This is a genomic window from Loktanella sp. IMCC34160, from assembly GCF_004145845.1.
In the GTDB taxonomy this organism is placed as follows: domain Bacteria; phylum Pseudomonadota; class Alphaproteobacteria; order Rhodobacterales; family Rhodobacteraceae; genus SELP01.
Map to the genome: position 1 here is coordinate 850,765 of NZ_SELP01000001.1, position 20,190 is coordinate 870,954.

At 62.5% G+C, this 20,190-nt stretch carries 23 protein-coding genes; 10 read left to right on the forward strand and 13 right to left on the reverse strand.

All coding sequences use genetic code 11. The features are described 5' to 3' along the window. Window positions 1-185 precede the first annotated feature (185 nt). Complete coding sequence (locus tag EU803_RS04155; protein ID WP_129680015.1) at window positions 186-1,688, reverse strand: MDR family MFS transporter; 1,503 nt, start codon at window positions 1,686-1,688, stop codon at window positions 186-188. A gap of 145 nt (window positions 1,689-1,833) precedes the next feature. Between EU803_RS04155 and EU803_RS04160 the strand changes: the two genes are divergently transcribed. Then, window positions 1,834-4,356 (forward strand): UvrD-helicase domain-containing protein, encoded by a 2,523-nt coding sequence (locus EU803_RS04160; RefSeq protein WP_129680018.1) that lies wholly within the window; start codon window positions 1,834-1,836, stop codon window positions 4,354-4,356. Window positions 4,357-4,379: 23 nt separating this feature from the next. Here the strand turns inward: EU803_RS04160 and EU803_RS04165 are convergent, their stop codons facing one another. Both EU803_RS04165 and EU803_RS04170 read right to left on the reverse strand, forming a co-directional pair. Further along, entirely contained in the window at window positions 4,380-4,634 is a 255-nt protein-coding gene (locus EU803_RS04165) for a hypothetical protein (protein ID WP_129680020.1), read from the reverse strand. A 66-nt stretch (window positions 4,635-4,700) separates the two neighbouring features. Further along, the gene (locus tag EU803_RS04170) at window positions 4,701-5,303 is read right to left on the reverse strand and encodes a LysE family translocator (RefSeq protein ID WP_129680022.1); all 603 of its coding nucleotides are present in this window, start codon (window positions 5,301-5,303) and stop codon (window positions 4,701-4,703) included. A 63-nt stretch (window positions 5,304-5,366) separates the two neighbouring features. On the opposite strand from EU803_RS04170, the gene EU803_RS04175 reads away from it, so the two are divergent. The 7 genes from EU803_RS04175 to EU803_RS04205 all read left to right on the forward strand — a co-directional run bounded on the left by EU803_RS04175 (window position 5,367) and on the right by EU803_RS04205 (window position 9,892). Further along, window positions 5,367-5,828, forward strand: a complete 462-nt coding sequence (locus tag EU803_RS04175; RefSeq protein ID WP_129680024.1) for an Lrp/AsnC family transcriptional regulator — start codon at window positions 5,367-5,369, stop codon at window positions 5,826-5,828. 107 nt (window positions 5,829-5,935) lie between these two features. Continuing rightward, window positions 5,936-6,556: an ATP-dependent Clp protease proteolytic subunit gene (locus EU803_RS04180; RefSeq protein WP_129680025.1), complete on the forward strand. Its 621-nt coding sequence runs from the start codon at window positions 5,936-5,938 to the stop codon at window positions 6,554-6,556. Between the two features lie 152 nt (window positions 6,557-6,708). Next, window positions 6,709-7,974: an ATP-dependent Clp protease ATP-binding subunit ClpX gene (clpX, locus tag EU803_RS04185; RefSeq protein ID WP_129680027.1), complete on the forward strand. Its 1,266-nt coding sequence runs from the start codon at window positions 6,709-6,711 to the stop codon at window positions 7,972-7,974. A gap of 207 nt (window positions 7,975-8,181) precedes the next feature. After that, window positions 8,182-8,562, forward strand: a complete 381-nt coding sequence (locus EU803_RS04190; protein ID WP_129680029.1) for a RidA family protein — start codon at window positions 8,182-8,184, stop codon at window positions 8,560-8,562. Window positions 8,563-8,665: 103 nt separating this feature from the next. Then, window positions 8,666-9,052, forward strand: a complete 387-nt coding sequence (locus tag EU803_RS04195) for an NADH:ubiquinone oxidoreductase subunit NDUFA12 (RefSeq protein WP_129680031.1) — start codon at window positions 8,666-8,668, stop codon at window positions 9,050-9,052. A gap of 34 nt (window positions 9,053-9,086) precedes the next feature. Continuing rightward, complete coding sequence (locus EU803_RS04200) at window positions 9,087-9,539, forward strand: outer membrane lipid asymmetry maintenance protein MlaD (RefSeq protein ID WP_129680032.1); 453 nt, start codon at window positions 9,087-9,089, stop codon at window positions 9,537-9,539. Next, entirely contained in the window at window positions 9,536-9,892 is a 357-nt protein-coding gene (locus EU803_RS04205; protein ID WP_129680034.1) for a DUF2155 domain-containing protein, read from the forward strand. The genes EU803_RS04200 and EU803_RS04205 overlap by 4 nt, the downstream gene beginning before the upstream one ends. On the opposite strand, the gene aat is transcribed toward EU803_RS04205, so the two are convergent. The 4 genes from aat to EU803_RS04225 all read right to left on the reverse strand — a co-directional run bounded on the left by aat (window position 9,856) and on the right by EU803_RS04225 (window position 12,928). After that, window positions 9,856-10,506 (reverse strand): leucyl/phenylalanyl-tRNA--protein transferase, encoded by a 651-nt coding sequence (gene aat, locus EU803_RS04210; protein ID WP_129680036.1) that lies wholly within the window; start codon window positions 10,504-10,506, stop codon window positions 9,856-9,858. The genes EU803_RS04205 and aat overlap by 37 nt on opposite strands. Before the next feature lie 86 nt (window positions 10,507-10,592). Beyond that, window positions 10,593-11,939: an acetyl-CoA carboxylase biotin carboxylase subunit gene (gene accC / locus EU803_RS04215; RefSeq protein WP_129680039.1), complete on the reverse strand. Its 1,347-nt coding sequence runs from the start codon at window positions 11,937-11,939 to the stop codon at window positions 10,593-10,595. A gap of 13 nt (window positions 11,940-11,952) precedes the next feature. Beyond that, window positions 11,953-12,453, reverse strand: coding sequence for an acetyl-CoA carboxylase biotin carboxyl carrier protein (gene accB / locus EU803_RS04220; protein WP_129680041.1), 501 nt, complete (start codon window positions 12,451-12,453; stop codon window positions 11,953-11,955). Window positions 12,454-12,592: 139 nt separating this feature from the next. Beyond that, window positions 12,593-12,928, reverse strand: a complete 336-nt coding sequence (locus EU803_RS04225; protein WP_129680043.1) for a hypothetical protein — start codon at window positions 12,926-12,928, stop codon at window positions 12,593-12,595. Between the two features lie 143 nt (window positions 12,929-13,071). Between EU803_RS04225 and EU803_RS04230 the strand changes: the two genes are divergently transcribed. After that, the gene (locus EU803_RS04230) at window positions 13,072-13,644 is read left to right on the forward strand and encodes a sigma-70 family RNA polymerase sigma factor (protein WP_129680045.1); all 573 of its coding nucleotides are present in this window, start codon (window positions 13,072-13,074) and stop codon (window positions 13,642-13,644) included. Further along, on the forward strand, window positions 13,628-13,990 hold the full coding sequence (locus tag EU803_RS04235; RefSeq protein ID WP_129680047.1) for a DUF6768 family protein: 363 nt from the start codon (window positions 13,628-13,630) through the stop codon (window positions 13,988-13,990). The genes EU803_RS04230 and EU803_RS04235 overlap by 17 nt, the downstream gene beginning before the upstream one ends. On the opposite strand, the gene EU803_RS04240 is transcribed toward EU803_RS04235, so the two are convergent. The 6 genes from EU803_RS04240 to EU803_RS04265 form a co-directional block, all read right to left on the reverse strand. After that, the gene (locus EU803_RS04240) at window positions 13,987-14,268 is read right to left on the reverse strand and encodes a hypothetical protein (protein WP_129680049.1); all 282 of its coding nucleotides are present in this window, start codon (window positions 14,266-14,268) and stop codon (window positions 13,987-13,989) included. The genes EU803_RS04235 and EU803_RS04240 overlap by 4 nt on opposite strands. A gap of 158 nt (window positions 14,269-14,426) precedes the next feature. After that, a complete protein-coding gene (gene acs / locus EU803_RS04245; protein ID WP_129680051.1) occupies window positions 14,427-16,364 on the reverse strand; it encodes an acetate--CoA ligase in 1,938 nt (645 codons plus the stop codon). 73 nt (window positions 16,365-16,437) lie between these two features. After that, complete coding sequence (locus EU803_RS04250; protein ID WP_129680053.1) at window positions 16,438-17,181, reverse strand: ABC transporter ATP-binding protein; 744 nt, start codon at window positions 17,179-17,181, stop codon at window positions 16,438-16,440. A gap of 14 nt (window positions 17,182-17,195) precedes the next feature. After that, window positions 17,196-17,954 (reverse strand): ABC transporter ATP-binding protein, encoded by a 759-nt coding sequence (locus EU803_RS04255; RefSeq protein ID WP_129680055.1) that lies wholly within the window; start codon window positions 17,952-17,954, stop codon window positions 17,196-17,198. A 12-nt stretch (window positions 17,955-17,966) separates the two neighbouring features. Next, a complete protein-coding gene (locus EU803_RS04260; RefSeq protein ID WP_129680057.1) occupies window positions 17,967-19,166 on the reverse strand; it encodes a branched-chain amino acid ABC transporter permease in 1,200 nt (399 codons plus the stop codon). 3 nt (window positions 19,167-19,169) lie between these two features. Then, the gene (locus EU803_RS04265) at window positions 19,170-20,180 is read right to left on the reverse strand and encodes a branched-chain amino acid ABC transporter permease (RefSeq protein WP_129680059.1); all 1,011 of its coding nucleotides are present in this window, start codon (window positions 20,178-20,180) and stop codon (window positions 19,170-19,172) included. Window positions 20,181-20,190: the final 10 nt, after the last annotated feature.

The window sequence follows — 20,190 nt, forward strand, 5'->3', positions numbered from 1 at the left end:
GGGCAAGGTAAACCGCTAGAACGGTCAATTGTTACCGCTAACACGACCAGTTATCGCGAACATGCAACATATGGCGCATTTTCTTTGAAATCAGAGGGATCAGAGCCGCATTTGATCAAAAAAGGATTCGACCCAAGGGAAGGGTACCCCTTGGGTCGCGCCTTAGTTTGCAACTGCAGAAAACCTTACTCTCCGCGCGGCACCATCCGGTTGGTTAACGGGATTTCCTGTAGCCGGACCGCGAAAAACAGGCCGCACACCGCCAAGCCGGCGGCGATCCAATAGACCGGATGCAGGGCGTTGACGACGGCACCCGCGACCGCCTCGCGCGCCTCGGGGGGAAGGCTGGCAAGGGCGCGGGGGCCCATCTCCAGTCCGCCGCCCATGACCTCGGTGCCCAGTTCGGCAGCCATGCGCGCCGCGAAAATCGCACCGAACAGCGCCACCGCCAATGATCCGCCGATCTGCCGGAACATGACCCCGGCGGCCGTCGCCGTGCCCAGTTGATCGCGCGGCACCGCGTTCTGGACCGAAGTTGTCACGACCGGGAAAATGAACCCCATGCCAAAACCGACGGTGCCAAGGAACAGGCAGAAGACCCAGATCGGGGTATCGACCTGCAATTGCGACAGCATCAGCAAGCCAACTGTCAGCGCCGACAGCCCGATGATGGTCAGGTAGCGATAGCGCCCGTTCCGCCCCATCGCCCGGCCCGCAAAGGTGGAGGACAGGACGATCCCCACGGTCAGCGGGATCAACAGCAGCCCGGACATGGTGGGGGACGTGCCCTGTGCGATTTGCAGGTAGACCGGCATGAAGGTCACCGCCCCGAACATGGCCGCGCCCGCGACGAAACCGATCACCGAGGTGATGGTAAAGACGTTCATCTTGAACAGCGACAGCGGCAGGATCGGCTCTGCCGCGCGGCGTTCGGCCATGATGAAAAACACCAGCGCAAGGCCCGACAGCGCACCCAGACCGATGATTTCGACCGACCCCCAGGGCAGGGTATTGCCGCCCAAGGAGGTCAACAGCGTCAGGCTGGCCAGCCCGATCGACAGGGTCGCGGCGCCGGCCCAGTCGATCTTGTGACTGATCCGGCGGCCAGTGGGCTTGAACCCTGACGCAAAACCGACGACTGCGATGACCCCAAGGGGGATGTTGATGAAGAAGATCCAATGCCAGCTGAACGCGTCCACGAACCAGCCGCCCAGCAGTGGCCCGATCACCGAAGAGACAGAGAAGACCGCGGCAAAGACCCCTTGCACCTTGCCCCGCTCGCGCGGGGGGATCACATCGCCAATCACCGAGAGGGCCAGCACGAACAGCCCGCCGCCGCCCAGCCCCTGCAAGGCGCGCGACAGAATCAGGAAGGTCATGTCGGTGGCGACGCCACACAGAACCGACCCCAGCAGGAACAGCCCGACCGACACGAAAACCGTGTTCCGCCGTCCGTAAAGATCACCCAACTTGCCATACAGTGGGGCCACGACCGTAGAGGCAAGGATATAGGCGGTGACCACCCAGCTTAGGTGCTCCAGCCCGCCAAGGTCTGCAACGATGGTCGGCAGGGCGGTCGAGACGATGGTTTGGTCAAGCGCCGCCAGCAGCAGCAAAAGCGCGATGGAGCCAATGATCAACCGGGTCTTGCCCGCATCGGGCATCGGGTTTGCGTCGGAATGGGTCATGAGGTCAGTCCTTGAAATCTGAACCAACCGGTTCAGCCTTTGCCTGACTATGTGGCGCAACCGGGGAAAGTCAATTGCTGCGGATGTGTGAACATAGGGCGAACACTTCTTTAACTTGGGCAACGAGTCATCTATCCTGCCGCGCATGAGCAGTTTCGACGAAGATGACGCATTCAACGCCGCCGCCAAAGTGCCGCTAAGCCAGCGGGCGATGATGAGCGCGCGGCCCGCCGCCCCCTATCTGGACGATCTGAACCCCGCGCAGCGCGAGGCGGTCGAGGCGCTGGATGGTCCTGTGCTGATGCTGGCCGGGGCGGGGACGGGCAAGACCAAGGCGCTCATGAGCCGTCTTGCGCATTTGGTGCTTTCGGGCCGCGCCCGGCCCGATGAGGTCTTGGCGGTTACGTTTACGAACAAGGCTGCTCGGGAAATGAGAGAGCGGCTAGAAAAGGAGCCGTTTGGTATTGCGACGCCGATGAAGTGGATGGGCACGTTCCATTCCATCTGCGTAAAAATCCTTCGACGGCATGCCGAACTGATTGCATTCGAGAACTCGGCATCGTTTTCAAGGCCATTGCCTGATCTCATTGATCCGTCACCGGATGCGAGTCTGGGTCTCTATGACCATGGAAACACGCCAATGCCTCAAGTTGGTGCCAATTCTGCGCGCATATCGGAGCATCGAGGTGGTCTACATCTCCGCTCGAATTTTTCGATCTTAGATACCGACGACCAGATCCGGCTCCTCAAGCAGTTGATCGCGGCCGCCAATATCGACGACAAACGCTGGCCCGCGCGGATGCTGGCCGGGATCATCGACCAGTGGAAGAACCGGGCCTGGACGCCGGAAAACGTTCCCACGAAAGAGGCCGGGGCATTCGACGGTAAGGGCATCGCCCTTTACGCCCAGTATCAGCGCCGCCTGCTGGAACTGAACGCGGTCGATTTCGGCGACCTATTGCTGCATGTGGTCACCATTTTCCAGAAACACGAAGACATTCTGGCCCAGTATCAACGCTGGTTCCGCTACATCCTTGTGGACGAATATCAGGATACCAACGTGGCCCAGTACCTGTGGCTGCGGCTGCTGGCCGGCGGGCACAAGAACATCTGCTGCGTCGGCGACGATGACCAGTCGATCTATGGCTGGCGCGGTGCAGAAGTGGGCAATATCCTGCGGTTTGAAAAGGATTTTCCGGGGGCCAAGGTTGTCCGGCTGGAACAGAACTACCGCTCGACCGGGCATATCCTTGCCGCCGCTGGCGGGGTGATCGAGGCGAACAAAGGCCGCTTGGGCAAGACCCTTTATACCGAGGCCGGGGATGGCGAGAAGGTCCGCCTGATCGGTCATTGGGACGGCGAGGAAGAGGCGCGCTGGATCGGGGAAGAGATCGAGGCAATGCAGCGCGGTACGCGAGGAATGGATCGCAAGTCGCTGAACGACATGGCAATTCTTGTTCGGGCCTCGCATCAGATGCGGGCGTTCGAGGATCGGTTCCTGACCATCGGCTTGCCCTACAAGGTCATCGGCGGCCCGCGCTTTTACGAACGGCTCGAGATACGCGATGCCATGGCCTATTTCCGGCTGGTGGTCAGTCAGGACGACGATCTGGCGTTCGAGCGGATCGTGAATACCCCAAAGCGCGGCCTTGGCGACAAGGCGGTGCAGACGATCCAGCGGGCCGCCCGGTCAAACGGCGTGAACCTTGTGGAAGGGGCGCGGCTCTGCGTGCAAGGCGGGTTGATCAAGGGCAAGGGGGCGGCAGCGCTGGGCGAGTTGGTCACGAACCTTGACCGCTGGCACGGGCAGTTCCTGGCCGAACAGGACACCCATGTTGAACTGGCCGAGATGATCCTGGATGAATCCGGCTATACGGGGATGTGGCAAAACGACAAGACCCCCGAGGCACCGGGGCGGTTGGAGAACTTGAAGGAACTTGTCAAAGCTCTTGAAAACTTTGACACTTTGCAGGGGTTTCTGGAGCATGTCGCGCTGATCATGGACAATGACAGCGATGATGCCGAGGAGAAGGTCAGCATCATGACCCTGCACGCCGCGAAGGGGCTGGAATTTCCCGCCATCTTCCTGCCGGGGTGGGAGGACGGGCTGTTTCCGTCGCAGCGCAGCATGGATGAAAGCGGGCTCAAGGGGCTCGAGGAAGAGCGGCGTTTGGCCTATGTCGGCATCACCCGCGCCGAGGAGATCTGCACGATTTCCTTTGCTGCCAACCGCCGGGTCTATGGCCAGTGGCAATCGCAATTGCCGAGCCGGTTCATCGACGAATTGCCCGAGGAACATGTGGAGGTGCTGACCCCGCCGGGCCTGTATGGCGGCGGGTTCGGGGCGGCGGCGCCCACCGCCTCGATCAACGATCGCGTGGCCAGCGCGGATGTCTACAATTCCCCCGGCTGGCGGCGGATGCAGGGCCGCATGGGCGCCCCGCGCGGCATGACGACCCCGTCCGAGGCGCGGCACATGACCATCGACCTTGACGCCGTGTCGTCCTTTACCGTGGGCGACCGGGTGTTCCACCAGAAATTCGGCTATGGCGAGGTGATGGATATCGAGGGCGACAAGCTGGATATCGAGTTCGACCGGGCAGGGACAAAGAAGGTCGTCGCGAAATTCGTCGTGGGCGCCGCGCAGGCGGACGACGTGCCGTTCTAGGTCAATTCAGTCGGATCGCCGCGCTATTTCGGTCGATGATAGGTAAGCGTCGATCCATCCGCACGTGTCCAGGTCACCTGCACGCACTTGTTGGCGGTGTTTGGTTCGACGCGGACCTTGTAGGTGAGTTCAACGGATTGCTGTGAGCCGTTTTGAGTTACTTCTCGAAGTGCGTCAGCCATGACCGCGTTAGACACCAAGACCCCGACTTCGGTGAAATGATCGAGGTTGGGAGAGCCATGTTGAAGCAGATAGTCGGGTGTAATGGATTTGGTCACGGTTGATCCTTTGCTGTTATATAACAGCATCTTAGGTGAAACACTTCACTTGGCAACCCAAGAAGATCAATTGTGCCAGAACACCGGCACGACCGAGGCGACCAGCAGCGCGGCCATGGTCCAGTTGAAAGCCCGCAGCCGCGCGGGCGAGGTCAGGAACCGCCGCATCTGTTGCCCCAGCACCGTCCAGAAGGTGATTGACGGCAGGTTGGTGCAGGCAAAGACCCCGGCCACGATCAGCACCTGAACAAAGCTTTGGTCGGCGGTATAGGCCGTCAGCGCGGTCAGGGCCATGAACCACCCCTTCGGGTTGACCCATTGGAACCCGGCCGCCTGCAGGAAGGTGAAGGGGCGACCCTCGGCCTGCGGTGCTTCGGGGGTTTTGGGTGCAGCATTGGCGATCTTCCATGACAGCCACAGAAGATAGGCGACCGCGACATAGGTCATCGCGTCCTGGATGCGGGGGTAGGCGCGGAACACCTCCATCAGGCCCGCGCCCAGGACCACGATCATGAAGGAATGGCCAAGGCTGACCCCGGCCATATGCGGTACGGTCCGGCGCAGGCCGAAATTCGCCCCCGAGGCCAGAAGCATCATGTTGTTCGGCCCCGGTGTGATCGAGGACACGAAGGCAAAGCCGACAAGGGCGAGGAGGAGTTCGATTGTCATTTGCGCATATTGCGCGGAAACCGGCGCAATGTAATTGTCGAGTTGTGCAAAATCCCGGAAAGGATGCAATTTATCGTGGCGGAAGATCGGATCAACCAACATATATTGCGTATCCTGTCTCAGGATGGGCGGATATCGAATCTGGATCTGGCGGATCGTGTCGGCCTGTCCCCCTCGGCCTGCCTGCGCCGGGTTCAGGATCTTGAAAAGCGCGGCGTGATAAGAGGTTACCGGGCAAAGCTCGACCCGGTGCAGACCGGTCGCGGCTTTGTGGTCTATGTGGCGGTTGGCCTGTCCGAGCACACGAAGGAGGCGCAGGAAGGGTTCGAGGCGGCAATGCGCGCCACGCCCGAAGTCGCGGAATGCCATAACGTCGCCGGGGCATTCGAATATCTGCTGCGGGTCGAAACGGCTGATTTGCCCGCCTACAAGGCCTTTCACACGGACCGGCTTGGGACCGTGGCCCATGTCCGGTCGATCACCAGCTATATGGTCATGGGCACCCCCAAGGACGACCGGGGCTAGCCAAAATGGGGTGGGGTGCCTTGCAGCCCCCGACACGCACCACTAAGACTCTCTCAAGACAATTCCGGATAAGACCTTTTGGTCCCTGTCAGAGAGGCAAGCACACGATGAGAGACCCGATCGAGACCTACATGAACCTCGTGCCGATGGTGGTGGAGCAGACCGCCCGGGGCGAGCGTGCCTATGATATCTTCTCCCGCCTCCTGAAAGAGCGGATCATCTTCGTAAACGGCCCGGTCCACGATGGCATGGCCAGCCTGATCGTGGCCCAGCTTCTGCACCTCGAGGCGGAGAACCCGAAGAAAGAGATCAGCATGTATATCAACAGCCCCGGTGGTGTCGTCACCTCGGGCCTGTCGATCTATGACACGATGCAATACATCCGCCCGAAGGTGTCGACGCTGTGCATCGGGCAGGCGGCGTCGATGGGGTCGCTTCTGCTGACTGCGGGCGAAAGCGGGATGCGGTTTTCGCTGCCCAACAGCCGGATCATGGTGCACCAGCCGTCGGGCGGGTATCAGGGGCAGGCGACGGACATCATGATCCATGCCGAAGAAACGCTGAAGCTGAAGCGGCGCCTGAACGAGATCTATGTCAAGCATACCGGCCAGAAGCTGAAGGATGTCGAAGCGGCGCTTGAGCGCGACAATTTCATGGATCCCGAAGAGGCCAAGAAATGGGGCCTGATCGACGAGATCCTGACCAGCCGGGCCACCCCGGAAGAATAGGTTGCCATGCGGCCGTCCCGACAGCGGGGCGGCCACACCCCTGTGACAAAGTTGTGTTTTTGGCGTTGTAGCCCCCCGATGGCTGGCCTACTCTGGGGCCGACGACAGTCCGACCGAAACCAAACCGGCCCCCATGCCGCAAGAGGACCGAAATGGCGAATAACTCCGGCAGCGACAGCAAGAACACGCTTTATTGCAGCTTTTGCGGCAAGAGCCAGCACGAGGTGCGCAAGCTGATCGCGGGCCCGACCGTCTTCATCTGCGATGAATGTGTCGAGCTGTGCATGGACATCATCCGCGAAGAGACGAAATCCTCGGGGCTGAAGGCGACCGAAGGGGTTCCGACCCCGCGCGATATCTGTGATGTGCTGGACGACTATGTGATCGGCCAGTATCACGCCAAGCGGGTCCTGTCGGTTGCAGTTCACAACCACTACAAACGCCTGCATCATTCGTCGAAATCGGATATTGAACTGGCGAAGTCGAACATCCTGCTGATCGGCCCGACCGGCTGCGGCAAGACCCTTCTGGCGCAGACGCTGGCCCGTATTCTGGACGTGCCGTTCACCATGGCCGATGCGACCACCCTGACCGAGGCCGGTTACGTGGGCGAGGATGTGGAAAACATCATCCTCAAGCTGCTGCAGGCCAGCGAATACAATGTCGAACGGGCGCAGCGCGGCATCGTCTATATCGACGAGGTCGACAAGATCACCCGCAAGTCCGACAACCCCTCGATTACCCGTGACGTGTCGGGCGAAGGGGTGCAGCAGGCGCTTCTGAAGATCATGGAAGGCACCGTGGCCAGCGTTCCGCCGCAGGGCGGGCGCAAACATCCGCAGCAGGAATTCCTGCAGGTGGACACGACCAATATTCTGTTCATCTGCGGCGGGGCCTTCGCCGGTCTCGACAGGATCATCAGCCAGCGCGGCAAGGGCAGCGCCATGGGTTTTGGCGCCGATGTCCGCGATGTGGACGCCCGCAACGTGGGCGAGGTGTTCAAGGATCTGGAACCCGAAGACCTGCTGAAGTTCGGCCTGATCCCCGAATTCGTCGGCCGCCTGCCGGTGATCGCGACGCTGGAAGATCTGGACGAAGACGCGCTTGTCACCATCCTGACCGAACCGAAGAACGCACTGGTCAAGCAATACCAGCGCCTGTTCGAGATCGAGGATACCAAGCTGAGCTTTACCGATGACGCCCTGCGCGCCATTGCCCGCCGCGCGATCGAACGCAAGACCGGCGCCCGCGGGCTGCGGTCCATCATGGAAGACATCCTGCTGGATACCATGTTCGACCTGCCCGGCATGGACGGCGTGGAAGAGGTTGTGGTGAATGAAGAGGCCGTGGGCCCCGATTCCGCACCCCTGATGATCTTCGCCGAGGGCAAGAAGGAAAAAGAGGCGACGGCCGGCTAAGGTATCGTCCCTTTTCGACTGGCGGCCCCTTCGGGGGCCGTTTTCGTTCGGGGGGGGGCGGTGGGTTTAAACCCACCTTTCTTCAGGGGCGCTGGCCCTCTGGCCCGTGCCCGGGCCATTCACCCCGGAGTATTTGTGGCAAAATGAGAGTATAGGCGTAAGGTGGGTCTTGACCCACCGTGCCTGTGGGGCGGAGATCGGGGTTTCATGACTGTGCGCCATATTTCGACGGGATCGCCATTCGAGGAAAAGATCGGCTACAGCCGCGCGGTCGTCGCGGATGGCTGGGTCTTTGTCGCGGGCACCACCGGGTATGACTATGCGACCATGACCATGCCCGAGGATGTCACCGACCAATGCCGCAACGCGCTGGCCACCATTGGCCGCGCGCTGGAAGAGGCGGGAAGCGGGCTCGACCACGTTGTGCGCGTAACCTACATCCTGCCGGACAAGGCCGATTGGCTCGCCTGCTGGCCTGTCACCTCTGCCGCCTTCGCGCTGGCCCGACCGGCGGCGACGATGATCCAGGCGGGTCTGCAGGAACCCGAGATGAAGATCGAGATCGAGGTCACAGCCCGGGTTCCGTGACTTGCGGCGCAAATCCCCGCCCGTCCGGCCCGAACCGCCCTTTGGGCACTGGACCTTTGCGCCGCTCTGGTGCAAGAGAGGGGCAGACAAACGGAGACGACCCATGGGCCTGATGACCTTTGTAAAGCGGATCTTCACGTGGTGGGATGGGCAGACCATCGGCACCCAGCTGTTCACCTGGCGCAAGGGCGTCAAGGTCGGGCAGGATGCCGAGGGCAACATCTATTACAAGACCCGTGACGACAGCCGCCGCTGGGTGATCTACAATGGCGAGGTCGAGGGCAGCCGGGTTCCCGCCGACTGGCACGGCTGGCTGCACTGGACCTGGGACGAGGCGCCGACCGACAAGCCGCTGGCCCATAAGGTCTGGGAAAAGCCGCACCATGAAAACCTGTCCGGCACCGTGATGGCCTATGCGCCCAAGGGGTCGATCCGCCGCACCGACGGTCCGGCAGATCGCCGCGACTACGAAGCCTGGCAGCCCGAATAGGGCCCCCGCCGGTAACCGCGAGAGGGCCGGGTAAATGCGTGAAAACACGACAGAAGTGATCATCGGGGCGCTGGTTCTGGCGGTCGCGGGCGGCTTTCTGGCCTATGCCGCGCGGTCCACGGGATTTTCGACTGGTGGGTCTGACAATTACGATCTTGTCGCGTCGTTCCGGTCGGCCGAGGGCGTGTCGCTGGGCGTGGACGTGCGCATGTCCGGCGTCAAGGTGGGCAGCGTGACCGCGCTGGCCCTGAACCCGGAAACCTTCCGGGCTGATGCAACGCTTAGCCTGCGGTCGGATATCCCGGTGCCCACTGACAGCACCGCCATCGTCCAGACCGAAAGCCTGCTGGGCGGCACATTTGTCGAGCTGGTTCCCGGCGGATCCTTCGACAACTATCAGGCGGGCGATGTGATCCTGGATACTCAGGGCGCGGTCAGCATCGTGAACCTTCTGGCGAAATTCGCGGCCGGAGGGTCGGAGGAATGATCCGCCGCTTGGCCCTTGCCTTGTCCCTTGCGGCCACGCCGATCTGGGCCGAAACCGTGGCGAATGCCCCGCAGGGCGAACTGCGGGTGCTGGACAAGATCACGGGGCAGGTCACGGACCTGACCCTTGCGGCCGGGGAGACCCGCGAGGTGGGCCACCTGCTGATCCGCCTGTCCGAATGCCGCTATCCGGTCGAAAACCCGTCGGGCAACGCCTATGGCGAATTGACCATCACCTACCGTGACCAGCTGAGCCCGGCGTTTCAGGGCTGGATGATCGCCTCGGCCCCGGCGCTGAACGCGATGGACCATCCGCGCTATGACGTTTGGATACTGCGCTGTATCACGTCCTGAGGGGCGGGAACGGCTCCGGCCCGGTCAAAATCTGCAGTCACGTTCAACGCTTCGGCAAGCCGGCGGCGGTAGTCGGCCCGGCTGATCTCGACCGCGCCAAGGCTGGCGAGATGCTTGGTGATGAACTGCGTGTCGAACAGTGTGAAGCCGCCCAGCCGCAGCCGGTCGATCAGGTAGGCCAGACCGACCTTTGACGCATCCGTGGCCCGGCTGAACATGCTTTCGCCGAAGAATGCCCCGGCAAGGGCGACGCCATAGACCCCACCGACAAGATTGTCGCCTTTCCAGACTTCGACCGAATGGGCGTATCCGCGGTCGTGGAGCGCCTGATAAAGGTCAAAGATCGCGTCGTTGATCCAGGTTTCCGGACGGTCGGCACAGCCGGTCAGAACGCCGGTGAAATCCTGATCGAAGGTGATGGCGTAGTCGCCCCGTCGCATCCGCCGCACAAGGCTGCGCGAGATGTGAAATCCGTTCAGGGGGAAGATGCCGCGCCGCTTTGGGTCGACCCAGAACACCTCGGGGTCGTCGCGCCCCTCGGACATGGGAAAGACCCCTGCCGCATAGGCATGGAGCAGCAGTTCCGGGGTCAGGATCGGGCCGTCGTCGCGCATGGGCCAAGGCCTATCCGATCTGGGGCAGGCGGCCAACGAAAAAGGCCCGGGCGGGGTGCCCGGGCCTTTCCAACTTTCGCAATCCGCTACCCGAAGGTGCGGTCGAGCCATTTTTCCAGCCAATGGATGTTGTAATCCCCGGTCTGAACGTCCGGTTCGGCCAGAAGCGCGTGGAACAGCGGCACTGTGGTGTCGATCCCGTCGACGATCAATTCCCCAAGTGCGCGCTGAAGCCGGGCCAGCGCCTCGGGCCGGTCGCGTCCGTGGACGATCAGTTTGCCGATCAGACTGTCGTAATAGGGCGGGATCTTGTAGCCGTCATAAAGCGCCGAATCCATCCGCACTCCCAGACCGCCGGGGGCGTGATACTGGGTGATCTTGCCGGGGCAGGGGGCAAAGTTCGGAAGCCGTTCGGCGTTGATCCGCACCTCGATCGCGTGGCCGTTGATCTTCAGATCGTCCTGGCTGAACGACAGCTTGTTGCCTGCGGCCACGAGGATCTGTTCGCGCACGAGGTCCTGGCCGAAGATTGCTTCGGTAACCGGGTGTTCCACCTGCAGGCGGGTGTTCATTTCGATGAAATAGAACTCGCCATCCTCGTAGAGGAATTCGACGGTGCCCGCGCCGGAATAGCCCATCTTGCCGATGGCGTTGGCGCAGATCTCGCCGATGCGCTTGCGCTCTTCGGGGGAAATGCAGGGCCCGGGGGCCTCTTCAAAGACCTTCTGGTGACGGCGCTGAAGCGAACAGTCGCGTTCGCCCAGATGGACGCCGCCGCCCTGTCCATCACCAAAGACCTGAATCTCGATATGACGGGGCCGCTGGAGATATTTCTCCATATAGACCTCGTCATTGCCAAAGGCGGCCTTGGCCTCGGACCGGGCAGTGGTAAAGGCACTTTCCAGCGACTTCTCGTTCTCCGCGACTTTCATCCCGCGGCCACCGCCACCGGCGGTTGCCTTGATGATGACCGGATAGCCCATGTCGGCCGCGGCCTTCTTGGCGGCGGCAAGGTTGGCCACGCCGCCCTCGGATCCGGGAACGACCGGAATGCCCAGTTCCTTGGCGGTTTCCTTGGCGGTGATCTTGTCGCCCATCATGCGGATATGTTCCGCCGAGGGGCCGATGAAGGTCAGGCCGTGGTCTTCGATCGCCTGCACAAAGGCCGCGTTTTCAGACAGGAAGCCGTATCCGGGGTGGATCGCCTGCGCGCCGGTGATTTCGGCTGCCGACAGAACCGCCGGGAAGGACAGATAGGATTGGGCCGACGAGGGCGGCCCGATGCAGACGGCCTCGTCGGCCATGCGCACGTGCATGGCGTCGGAATCGGCCGTGGAGTGAACCGCGACGGACTTGATGCCCATCTCGCGGCAGGCGCGGATCACGCGCAGCGCGATCTCGCCCCGGTTCGCAATGAGAATTTTGTCGAACATCCGCGTCCCCGGCCTATTCGATGATCATCAGCGGCGCACCGTATTCGACCGGGCTACCGTCTTCGACCAAAAGCCGCTTGACCGTGCCGGACTTGGGCGCGGGAATGTGGTTCATGGTCTTCATCGCTTCAATGATCAGAAGCGTATCGCCTTCCGACACCTTCGCGCCGACGGCGGCAAAGGCGGCGGCGCCCGGTTCGGGCGACAGGTAGACAGTGCCGACCATGGGCGAGGTGACCGCGCCGGGGTGGCTTGCCGGATCGTCGCTGGCCGCAGCGGCAGGGGCCGCGGGCGCCGCAGCCGCGGGGGCGGCGGCGGGCGCGGCCATGGGGGCGGCGGCAGGCATGCTGACCTGTGTCACAATGTTGTTGTGGCGGCTGACAGTGACGTTCAGCCGGTCGTTTTCACCGTAGTCCCGTTTGACCTGAAGTTCGGTCAGATCGTTTTCACGCAGCAGTTCGGCCAGCGCCTTGATGAAGTTCACGTCGCTGTCATGACTGTTCTTGTTGCTCATGTCCTGTCCTCGGCAAGTTGCCCGTATCAACCCGGATCACTCCGGTCCTGCCACAACGGCAGGCAAAAGTCATCCCGTGGCTTATAGGGCATGCCGAAACAGGTGGAAAGCGGGGAGGGCGAAATTGCCTGACCTAGGGTCAGGTCTCCGTCTCCTCGGCCTTCGGGGCCAGTGCGCCGGGGGCGCGTTCGGGCAACATGGCGATCCCGTAGGGTTTCAGAACCCGTTCGGGGGCCTGCGGGGCCGGCATGTCCGCGGTGCCATCATCGTCGGTCGCGCGCGGCGGCAGATTCGCTTGCTGCACAAGGCCGATCTGGCTGGTCGCCGGGGCAATGGGCGCCGGAATATCCGGCCGCGGATTGCGCGACAACGCAGCGCTGTCGGCGCTGGGCCGCTGGTCGGCCACGTGTTGCGGGGCCTGAGCCTGCGGGGCCGGGACATGCGGCACCGGCGCGGAAAGGTTCGTGATCTCCATCTTAGGCTCCATCCTGACGACAGAGCCCCCACCGATCCCGATCCTAGCGAAACGCGGTTGTCAGGGGGTTAATATCCCCAAGATTCGCAGCTGATGGTTAATGCCGGTTGAACCACTTCCCCTTCGCGGCGCACCTTCCCAATATGACCGGATCGTCGACACAGAAGGAACGGGCGCTGCTGGCCTATCTTGCGGCGGGGGCCCGGTTGGGGGACCGGGCGGCGCTGGACCGGCTGTGCCGTCTCCTGCATCCGATCATGCTGGCCCATGCGACCCGGCTTTTGCAGGATCGCGAAGGCGCGCGGGACGCGGCGCAATCGGCCCTTGCCGATGTGATCCGCGCCTTGCCCAGCCTGCGCGATCCGGGCGCGGTCCTGCCCTTCGCCCTGCGGATCACCGCCCGCCGGGTGGCGCGGGTGATCGGGCATCGGCAACGGGACCGGCGCCTGACACGCGATTGGGCGCGAGAGGCCGATACGGACGTGCCGCCGACCGGACCCGAGGCGGCCGATGCCCGCGCGGTACGGGCGGCGCTGGCGCAATTGTCCCCCGACCACCGGGCAACGATTGCCCTGTTTTACCTGCATGACATGACCGTGGCCGAGGCCGCAGCGGCGCTGGATGTGCCGCCCGGCACGGTCAAAACCCGATTGATGCACGCCCGCGCGAAACTGCGCGATATCCTTGGAGGACCTGAAGATGACCGACCGACTTGACGACCTGATCCGCGACGCGCTGGAGGCGGAGGAGCGGGACATTCTGAGAGACACAGAGGAACTGGGCTATTTCGCGCTGGGCCTGTCCCAATTCCGGGGCAAACTGGGCTGGGTGACCTGGGTGGTGATGATCGTTCAGGGGGCAATGTTCCTTGGCGGCGTCTGGTGCGCGATCCGGTTTTTCGCCGCGACCGATGCGCTGACCGCCCTGCATTGGGGGGTGCCCGCCGCGGTCTTGATGCTGGCGGCGACCACACTGAAACTCAGCCTCATGCCACAAATGCAGGCCGACCGGATTCTGCGCGAACTCAAGCGGGTGGAACTGATGATCCTGTCGCGCGGCTAGGCCATCGCGCGATAGCCCTGCGCCGCCGTCCGGATCGCGTTTAACTGGTTGGGCACCAGCCGCCCTTCGGGCGCGTCCGGACCCGATGCGGCGAGGGAGGCCTGCACGACCGAGGCCAGCGATACGGTGCTGGCCGGGCCGGGGGACGGACGCCCGTCATTGGTCGAGGCACCGCGCAGCATCTGGTCCTGTCGGTCGGACAGGCTTTCGGCGGCAACCGGCGACACGGGTCGGCTGCCGGGGAACCCGATGGGCGAGGGAAGTTGAGATACGAGCATCTTTCAGTCCTGATCAGAATCGCGCCCCCGCCCGATTTGCGGGGCTTTTTAGACAAATCCGATTTTGGGGAAAGAAGAACCGCGCAGGCTGGTTAACGCCCCAGAAAAAAGGGGCCCGGAACACCGGGCCCCTGAGGGGAGAGATACCTTTGCGGGGATCAGCCCCGGTTCTTGATCAGGTCATCCACAACCGACGGATCGGCAAGAGTCGACGTATCGCCAAGGCTGCCAAAGTCGTTCTCGGCGATCTTGCGCAGGATGCGGCGCATGATCTTGCCCGACCGGGTCTTGGGAAGGCCCGGGGCCCATTGGATCACGTCGGGGCTGGCGATCGGGCCGATTTCCTTGCGGACCCAGTTGCGCAGCTCGACCTTCAACTCGTCGGTATATTCCTCGCCGTCCATCAGGGTGACATAGCAGTAGATGCCCTGACCCTTGATCTCATGCGGGAAACCGACAACGGCGGCCTCGGACACGGCCTTGTGGGCGACAAGCGCGCTTTCGACCTCGGCGGTGCCCATGCGGTGGCCCGAGACGTTGATCACATCATCGACCCGGCCGGTGATCCAATAGTCGCCATCGGCGTCGCGGCGGCAGCCATCCCCGGCAAAGTAATAGCCTTTGTAGTCCGAGAAATAGGTCTTCACGAAGCGGTCATGGTCGCCGTAGACGGTGCGCATCTGCCCGGGCCAGCTGTCCTTGATGCACAGCACGCCTTCGCAGGCGACCTCGGCGATTTCCTGGCCCGTCTGCGGTTCAAGAACCACCGGTTGCACCCCGAAGAAGGGCTTCATCGCAGCACCCGGTTTGGCCGCATGTGCGCCGGGCAGGGGGGTCATCATGTGGCCGCCGGTTTCGGTCTGCCACCAAGTGTCAACGATGGGGCAGGTCCCCTTGCCGACAACCTCGTTATACCAGTTCCAGGCCTCGGGGTTGATCGGTTCGCCGACCGACCCCAGCACCTTGAGCGACGACAGGTCGTATTTCTCGACCGGCTCGGACCCGTGGGCCATGAGCGCGCGGATCGCAGTGGGGGCGGTGTAGAACTGGTTCACCTTGTGCTTTTCGCAGACCGCCCAGAACCGGCCAACGTCCGGGTAGGTGGGCACGCCTTCGAACATCAGGGTGGTCGCGCCATTGGCCAGCGGACCATAGACGATATAGCTGTGACCGGTGACCCAGCCCACGTCGGCGGTGCACCAGTAGATATCGCCGTCATGATAGTCGAACACGTATTCATGGGTCATCGCGGCCCAGACAAGGTAGCCGCCGGTGCAATGCTGCACGCCCTTCGGCGCCCCGGTCGAGCCGGAGGTGTAGAGGATGAACAGCGGGTCTTCGGCGTTCATCGCTTCCGGCGCGCAATCGGTCGAGGCATGGACCATCAGCGTGTGATAGGGGTGATCGCGCCCCTCTTTCATCGGCACATCGGCGCCGGTGCGTTCAACGACCAGAACCTGCGTGTCGCCGCAGATGTCCAGCGCCTTGTCGACATTGGCCTTCAGCGGCGTGTTGCGGCCGCCGCGCGGGGCCTCGTCAGCGGTCACGATCAGCGATGCCTTGCAACCGTCCACGCGGGCGGCCAGCGCCTCGGGCGAGAAGCCGGCGAAAACGATGGAGTGGATCGCGCCGATCCGGGCGCAGGCCAGCATGGCATAGGCGGCCTCGGGGATCATCGGCATGTAAAGAACGACACGGTCGCCTTTGCCCACACCAAGCGATTTGTAGACATTGGCCAGCTTGTTCACCTGCTCGGACAGCTCCAGATAGGTGATGTGCTTGGAAATGCCGGGATCGTCGCTTTCCCAGATGATCGCGGTCTGGTCGCCACGGGTGGCGAGATGCCGGTCGATACAGTTGGCCGAAACGTTCAGTTCCCCGTCTTCGAACCATTTGATCGACACATCGGGGTAGCCGAAGTTGACGTTCTTCACCTTGGTGAAGGGCTTGATCCAGTCGATCCGCTGACCATGTTCGGCCCAGAACGCGTCCGGATCCGCGATAGAGGCCGCATACATCGCGTCGTATTTCTCGGCGGTGATATGGGCGTTGGCGACGAAATCGGCCGAGGGCGGATAGGTCTTGCTCTCGCTCATTTGGAAACTGTCCTTCCGGTCTTGAATGGTGTTGGCCCGGACGCGCGCGGGTGGCGCAGCCGGGCAGGGTGGCTCAGATGGCCAGATACTTCGCCCGAAGCGCGTCGTCTTCAAGCACTTCTTTCGCAGAGCCGTCAAAGACGACCGATCCGGTATCGAGGATCACCGCCCGGTCGGCCAGCTTCAGCGCGGCCACGGCGTTCTGTTCGACGATGACGGTGGTGATCCCCTGATCGCGGATGATGCCAAGGGTCTTGGCGATTTCCTGCACGATCACAGGCGCCAGCCCTTCGTAGGGTTCGTCCAGCAGAAGCACCTTGATGTCACGGACCAGCGCGCGGGCGATGGCCAGCATCTGCTGTTCGCCGCCCGACAGGGTCACGCCTTCCTGCTTGCGCCGTTCGCGCAGGCGCGGGAACAGGTCATAGACCCGGTCAATCGACCAGCCCTTGGGCGGGGCGATCTGCGCCAGTTGCAGGTTTTCCTCGACCGTCAGGCCGGGAATGATCCGCCGGTCTTCAGGGACCAGCGCGATGCCCGCTTGCGCCGCCTGCCACGCCTTCATGTCGTGCAGCGGCTGGTGGTCGAGCCAGATTTCCCCGTGGGTCAGGGCAGGGTCGTCCAGACGGGCGATGGTCCGCAGGGTCGAGGTCTTGCCCGCGCCGTTGCGGCCCAGAAGGGCAAGGATCTCGCCCTCATGGATGTCAAAGCTGACGCCCTGAACAATGTAGCTTTCGCCGTAGTAAGCCTGCACGTCCCAGACCGATAGGTATTTGGGATGGGTTGCGGCCATGTTGGTATTGGGTGCTGCGTTCATCTTTCGGGCCTCCCTCAGACCTGCGCCTCGCCAAGATACGCTTCGCGCACCTTGGGATGGCCCTTGATGTTGTCCGGCGTGTCTTCGACCAGCGGGGTGCCCTGCGCCAGCACGGTGATCCGTTCGGCAAGGCTGAAGACCACGTTCATGTCGTGTTCGATGATCGCCATGGTCAGGCCCCGCTTGACGCGGATGTCCTTCAGCAACTGGATCGTCGCCTCGGTATCGGCACGGGCCATACCGGCGGTCGGTTCGTCCAGCAGAAGAAGGCGCGGTTCCTGCACAAGGCACATGGCCATTTCCAACCGGCGCTTGTCGCCCCGGCTCATCGACGCGGCATGCATGTTCAGCTTGTCGAGCATGTTCACGTCTTCAAGAATCGCCTCGGCCTTTTCGCGAATGTCCTTTTCGGCGGCCACCGTTTCATAGGCGTGCATCCGGAAAGCCCCGTCGCGCTTGGCAAAGCAGGGGATCATGACGTTTTCGATGACCGTCAGGTCGCCGAAAATCTCGGGGGTCTGGAACACCCGCGAAATCCCCATCTGGTTGATCTCATGCGGCTTGCGCCCCAGAACCGAATTGCCGTCGAACATGACCGACCCGCTGTCGGGGATCAGTTTGCCCACCAGCACGTTCAGCAGGGTGGACTTGCCCGCGCCGTTCGGCCCGATGATGGCGTGGCAGGTGTTTTCCTGCACGCTGAGGTTCACGTCCCCCAGGGCCTGCAGCCCGCCGAAGCGCTTGTTGACGCCTTTGACTTCAAGAATACCCATCGGTCTTCCTCCTTATTCGGCAGGCTTGGTGGTTTCGTCGGCGGCGGTTTCCCGGCCCGACTTGCGCCGGACCCAGCGGGCGATCCGCTGCCCCCCTTCGACCAGACCACCGGGTAGGGCGATCACGACGATCATGAACATCAGGCCAAGGGTCAGGTGCCAGCCTTCGCCGACGAAGCGGGCGAAGAACCAGACAACGATGTCCTCAAGCCCGTCCGGCAGCCAGCCAAACCAGCCGTGCAGGACGCTCTCGTTGATCTTGGAGAAGATGTTCTCGGCGTATTTGATGAAGCCAGCACCGATGACCGGGCCCATCAGCGTGCCGACGCCACCCATGATGGTCATCAGAACGACCTCGCCCGATGCGGTCCACTGCATCCGTTCTGCCCCGGCAAGCGGGTCCATCGCGGCCAGCAGACCACCGGCCAGACCGGCATACATGCCCGAGATCACGAAGGCAGCAAGGGTGTAGGGGCGCGAGTTCAGGCCTGTATAGCTCATCCGGGTCTGGTTCGACTTGATCGCGCGCAGCATCATGCCAAAGGGCGAGCGGAAGATGCGCAGCGACAGGTAGAAGCCAAGAATCGCGATGACGGCACAGAAGTAGTAGCCGATGTTGAAGGTGAAGTCCCAAGGGCCCACGTTCGCGGTCCAACTGGCGTTCATGTCCAGCCCGAACAGGGTCGGGACCGGAAGCGAACCACCTTCGGGCGCACTGTCAAGAATGCGCGGGTCGGACAGCGTCAGCTGAAGCCCGGTTTCCCCGTTGGTGATCGGGGTAAACACCGAATAGGCCAGACGATAGGACATCTCCGCGAAGGCCAGCGTCAGGATCGAGAAGTAGATCCCCGACCGCCGCAGCGAGATGTAGCCGATCACCAGCGCGAAGAGACCCGATACGATGGTGGCGAGGATGATCGCCGGAAGGACGTTCATCGACAGAAGCTTGAACATCCAGACCGCGGCGTAGGAGCCCACCCCGAGGAAGGCAGCGTGCCCGAAGGAGAGGTAGCCCGTCAGGCCGAACAGGATGTTGAACCCGATCGCCATCAGCCCGTAGATCGCGAACCGCTGCATCAGCGCCGGGTAGCCCGCGTTGAACTGGGCCAGCCCGCTTTCGGACGGGAAGGGGTTAAGAAGGATCGGCGTAAGAAGCGTCAGCGCCACGACGATCAGCAGGAATTTGGTGTCTTTTTGCGACAGACCGAACATGGCTTAGTCCTCCATCACGCCCTTGCGGCCCATAAGGCCCCGAGGACGGGTCAGCAGAATGACGATTGCGACGAGGTAGATGATGACCTGGTCGATACCGGGGATGAGCGATTTCACCTCGTTCATCGAGGCGAAGGACTGCAGGATGCCCAGAAGGAACCCTGCGGCGACGGCACCGGGCAGCGAGCCCATGCCGCCGACCACGACGACCACGAAGCTGAGCACGAGGAAGTCCATCCCCATATGGTAGTTGGGCGACAGGATCGGCGTGTACATGACACCCGCAAGACCCGCGACCGCGGCGGCGATGCCGAACATCAGCGTGAACCGCTTGTCGATGTCGATGCCCAGAAGACCCACGGTTTCCCGGTCGGCCATGCCTGCCCGGACCACCATCCCGAAGGTGGTGAATTGCAGGAAGGCGAAGACACCGGCAATGACGAAGGCCGAGAAGAAGAAGTAGATCAGACGCCAGACCGGATAGGCGATGGCCTGAGTCAGCTGCACCGTGCCCTGATAGTCGGACGGGGCAGGGGTCTGGATCGGGTTGGCGCCAAAGAAGTAGCGGATGAATTCCTGCAACACGATGGCAAGGCCGAAGGTCACAAGGATCTGGTCGGCGTGGGGACGCTTGTAGAAATGCTTGATCAGACCGCGCTCCATGGCCCAGCCGATCAGCATCATCACCGGAATGGTCGCGATGATGGCGAGGGGGACCGACCAGTCGATCAGGGTGGTACCCGCACCTTCGCCGAACCAGCCTTCGACATAGGGCACCTGAACCTTCAGCGGATTGCCCAGAAAGTCGGTCTGGGTTTCATCGACCACCTCGTAGGACAGGCTGAACAGCCGTTGCATGGTCACGGCACAGAAGGCGCCGATCATGAACAGCGCCCCGTGGGCGAAGTTCACCACGCCAAGGGTGCCGAAAATAAGTGTAAGGCCCAGCGCGATCAGCGCATAGGCCGAGCCCTTGTCGAGCCCATTGAGAATTTGCAGTAGGATTGCGTCCATCGTCCCCGCC

Excerpts from the sequence above, each read along its gene's own strand:
- EU803_RS04155 (WP_129680015.1), bottom strand. The coding sequence starts at position 1,688 with ATGACCCATTCCGACGCAAACCCGATGCCCGATGCGGGCAAGACCCGG.
- EU803_RS04160 (WP_129680018.1), top strand. The coding sequence starts at position 1,834 with ATGAGCAGTTTCGACGAAGATGACGCATTCAACGCCGCCGCCAAAGTG.
- EU803_RS04170 (WP_129680022.1), bottom strand. The coding sequence starts at position 5,303 with ATGACAATCGAACTCCTCCTCGCCCTTGTCGGCTTTGCCTTCGTGTCC.
- EU803_RS04175 (WP_129680024.1), top strand. The coding sequence starts at position 5,367 with ATGCAATTTATCGTGGCGGAAGATCGGATCAACCAACATATATTGCGT.
- EU803_RS04180 (WP_129680025.1), top strand. The coding sequence starts at position 5,936 with ATGAGAGACCCGATCGAGACCTACATGAACCTCGTGCCGATGGTGGTG.
- clpX (WP_129680027.1), top strand. The coding sequence starts at position 6,709 with ATGGCGAATAACTCCGGCAGCGACAGCAAGAACACGCTTTATTGCAGC.
- EU803_RS04190 (WP_129680029.1), top strand. The coding sequence starts at position 8,182 with ATGACTGTGCGCCATATTTCGACGGGATCGCCATTCGAGGAAAAGATC.
- EU803_RS04195 (WP_129680031.1), top strand. The coding sequence starts at position 8,666 with ATGGGCCTGATGACCTTTGTAAAGCGGATCTTCACGTGGTGGGATGGG.
- EU803_RS04200 (WP_129680032.1), top strand. The coding sequence starts at position 9,087 with ATGCGTGAAAACACGACAGAAGTGATCATCGGGGCGCTGGTTCTGGCG.
- EU803_RS04205 (WP_129680034.1), top strand. The coding sequence starts at position 9,536 with ATGATCCGCCGCTTGGCCCTTGCCTTGTCCCTTGCGGCCACGCCGATC.
- aat (WP_129680036.1), bottom strand. The coding sequence starts at position 10,506 with ATGCGCGACGACGGCCCGATCCTGACCCCGGAACTGCTGCTCCATGCC.
- accC (WP_129680039.1), bottom strand. The coding sequence starts at position 11,939 with ATGTTCGACAAAATTCTCATTGCGAACCGGGGCGAGATCGCGCTGCGC.
- accB (WP_129680041.1), bottom strand. The coding sequence starts at position 12,453 with ATGAGCAACAAGAACAGTCATGACAGCGACGTGAACTTCATCAAGGCG.
- EU803_RS04225 (WP_129680043.1), bottom strand. The coding sequence starts at position 12,928 with ATGGAGATCACGAACCTTTCCGCGCCGGTGCCGCATGTCCCGGCCCCG.
- EU803_RS04230 (WP_129680045.1), top strand. The coding sequence starts at position 13,072 with ATGACCGGATCGTCGACACAGAAGGAACGGGCGCTGCTGGCCTATCTT.
- EU803_RS04235 (WP_129680047.1), top strand. The coding sequence starts at position 13,628 with ATGACCGACCGACTTGACGACCTGATCCGCGACGCGCTGGAGGCGGAG.
- EU803_RS04240 (WP_129680049.1), bottom strand. The coding sequence starts at position 14,268 with ATGCTCGTATCTCAACTTCCCTCGCCCATCGGGTTCCCCGGCAGCCGA.
- acs (WP_129680051.1), bottom strand. The coding sequence starts at position 16,364 with ATGAGCGAGAGCAAGACCTATCCGCCCTCGGCCGATTTCGTCGCCAAC.
- EU803_RS04250 (WP_129680053.1), bottom strand. The coding sequence starts at position 17,181 with ATGAACGCAGCACCCAATACCAACATGGCCGCAACCCATCCCAAATAC.
- EU803_RS04255 (WP_129680055.1), bottom strand. The coding sequence starts at position 17,954 with ATGGGTATTCTTGAAGTCAAAGGCGTCAACAAGCGCTTCGGCGGGCTG.
- EU803_RS04260 (WP_129680057.1), bottom strand. The coding sequence starts at position 19,166 with ATGTTCGGTCTGTCGCAAAAAGACACCAAATTCCTGCTGATCGTCGTG.
- EU803_RS04265 (WP_129680059.1), bottom strand. The coding sequence starts at position 20,180 with ATGGACGCAATCCTACTGCAAATTCTCAATGGGCTCGACAAGGGCTCG.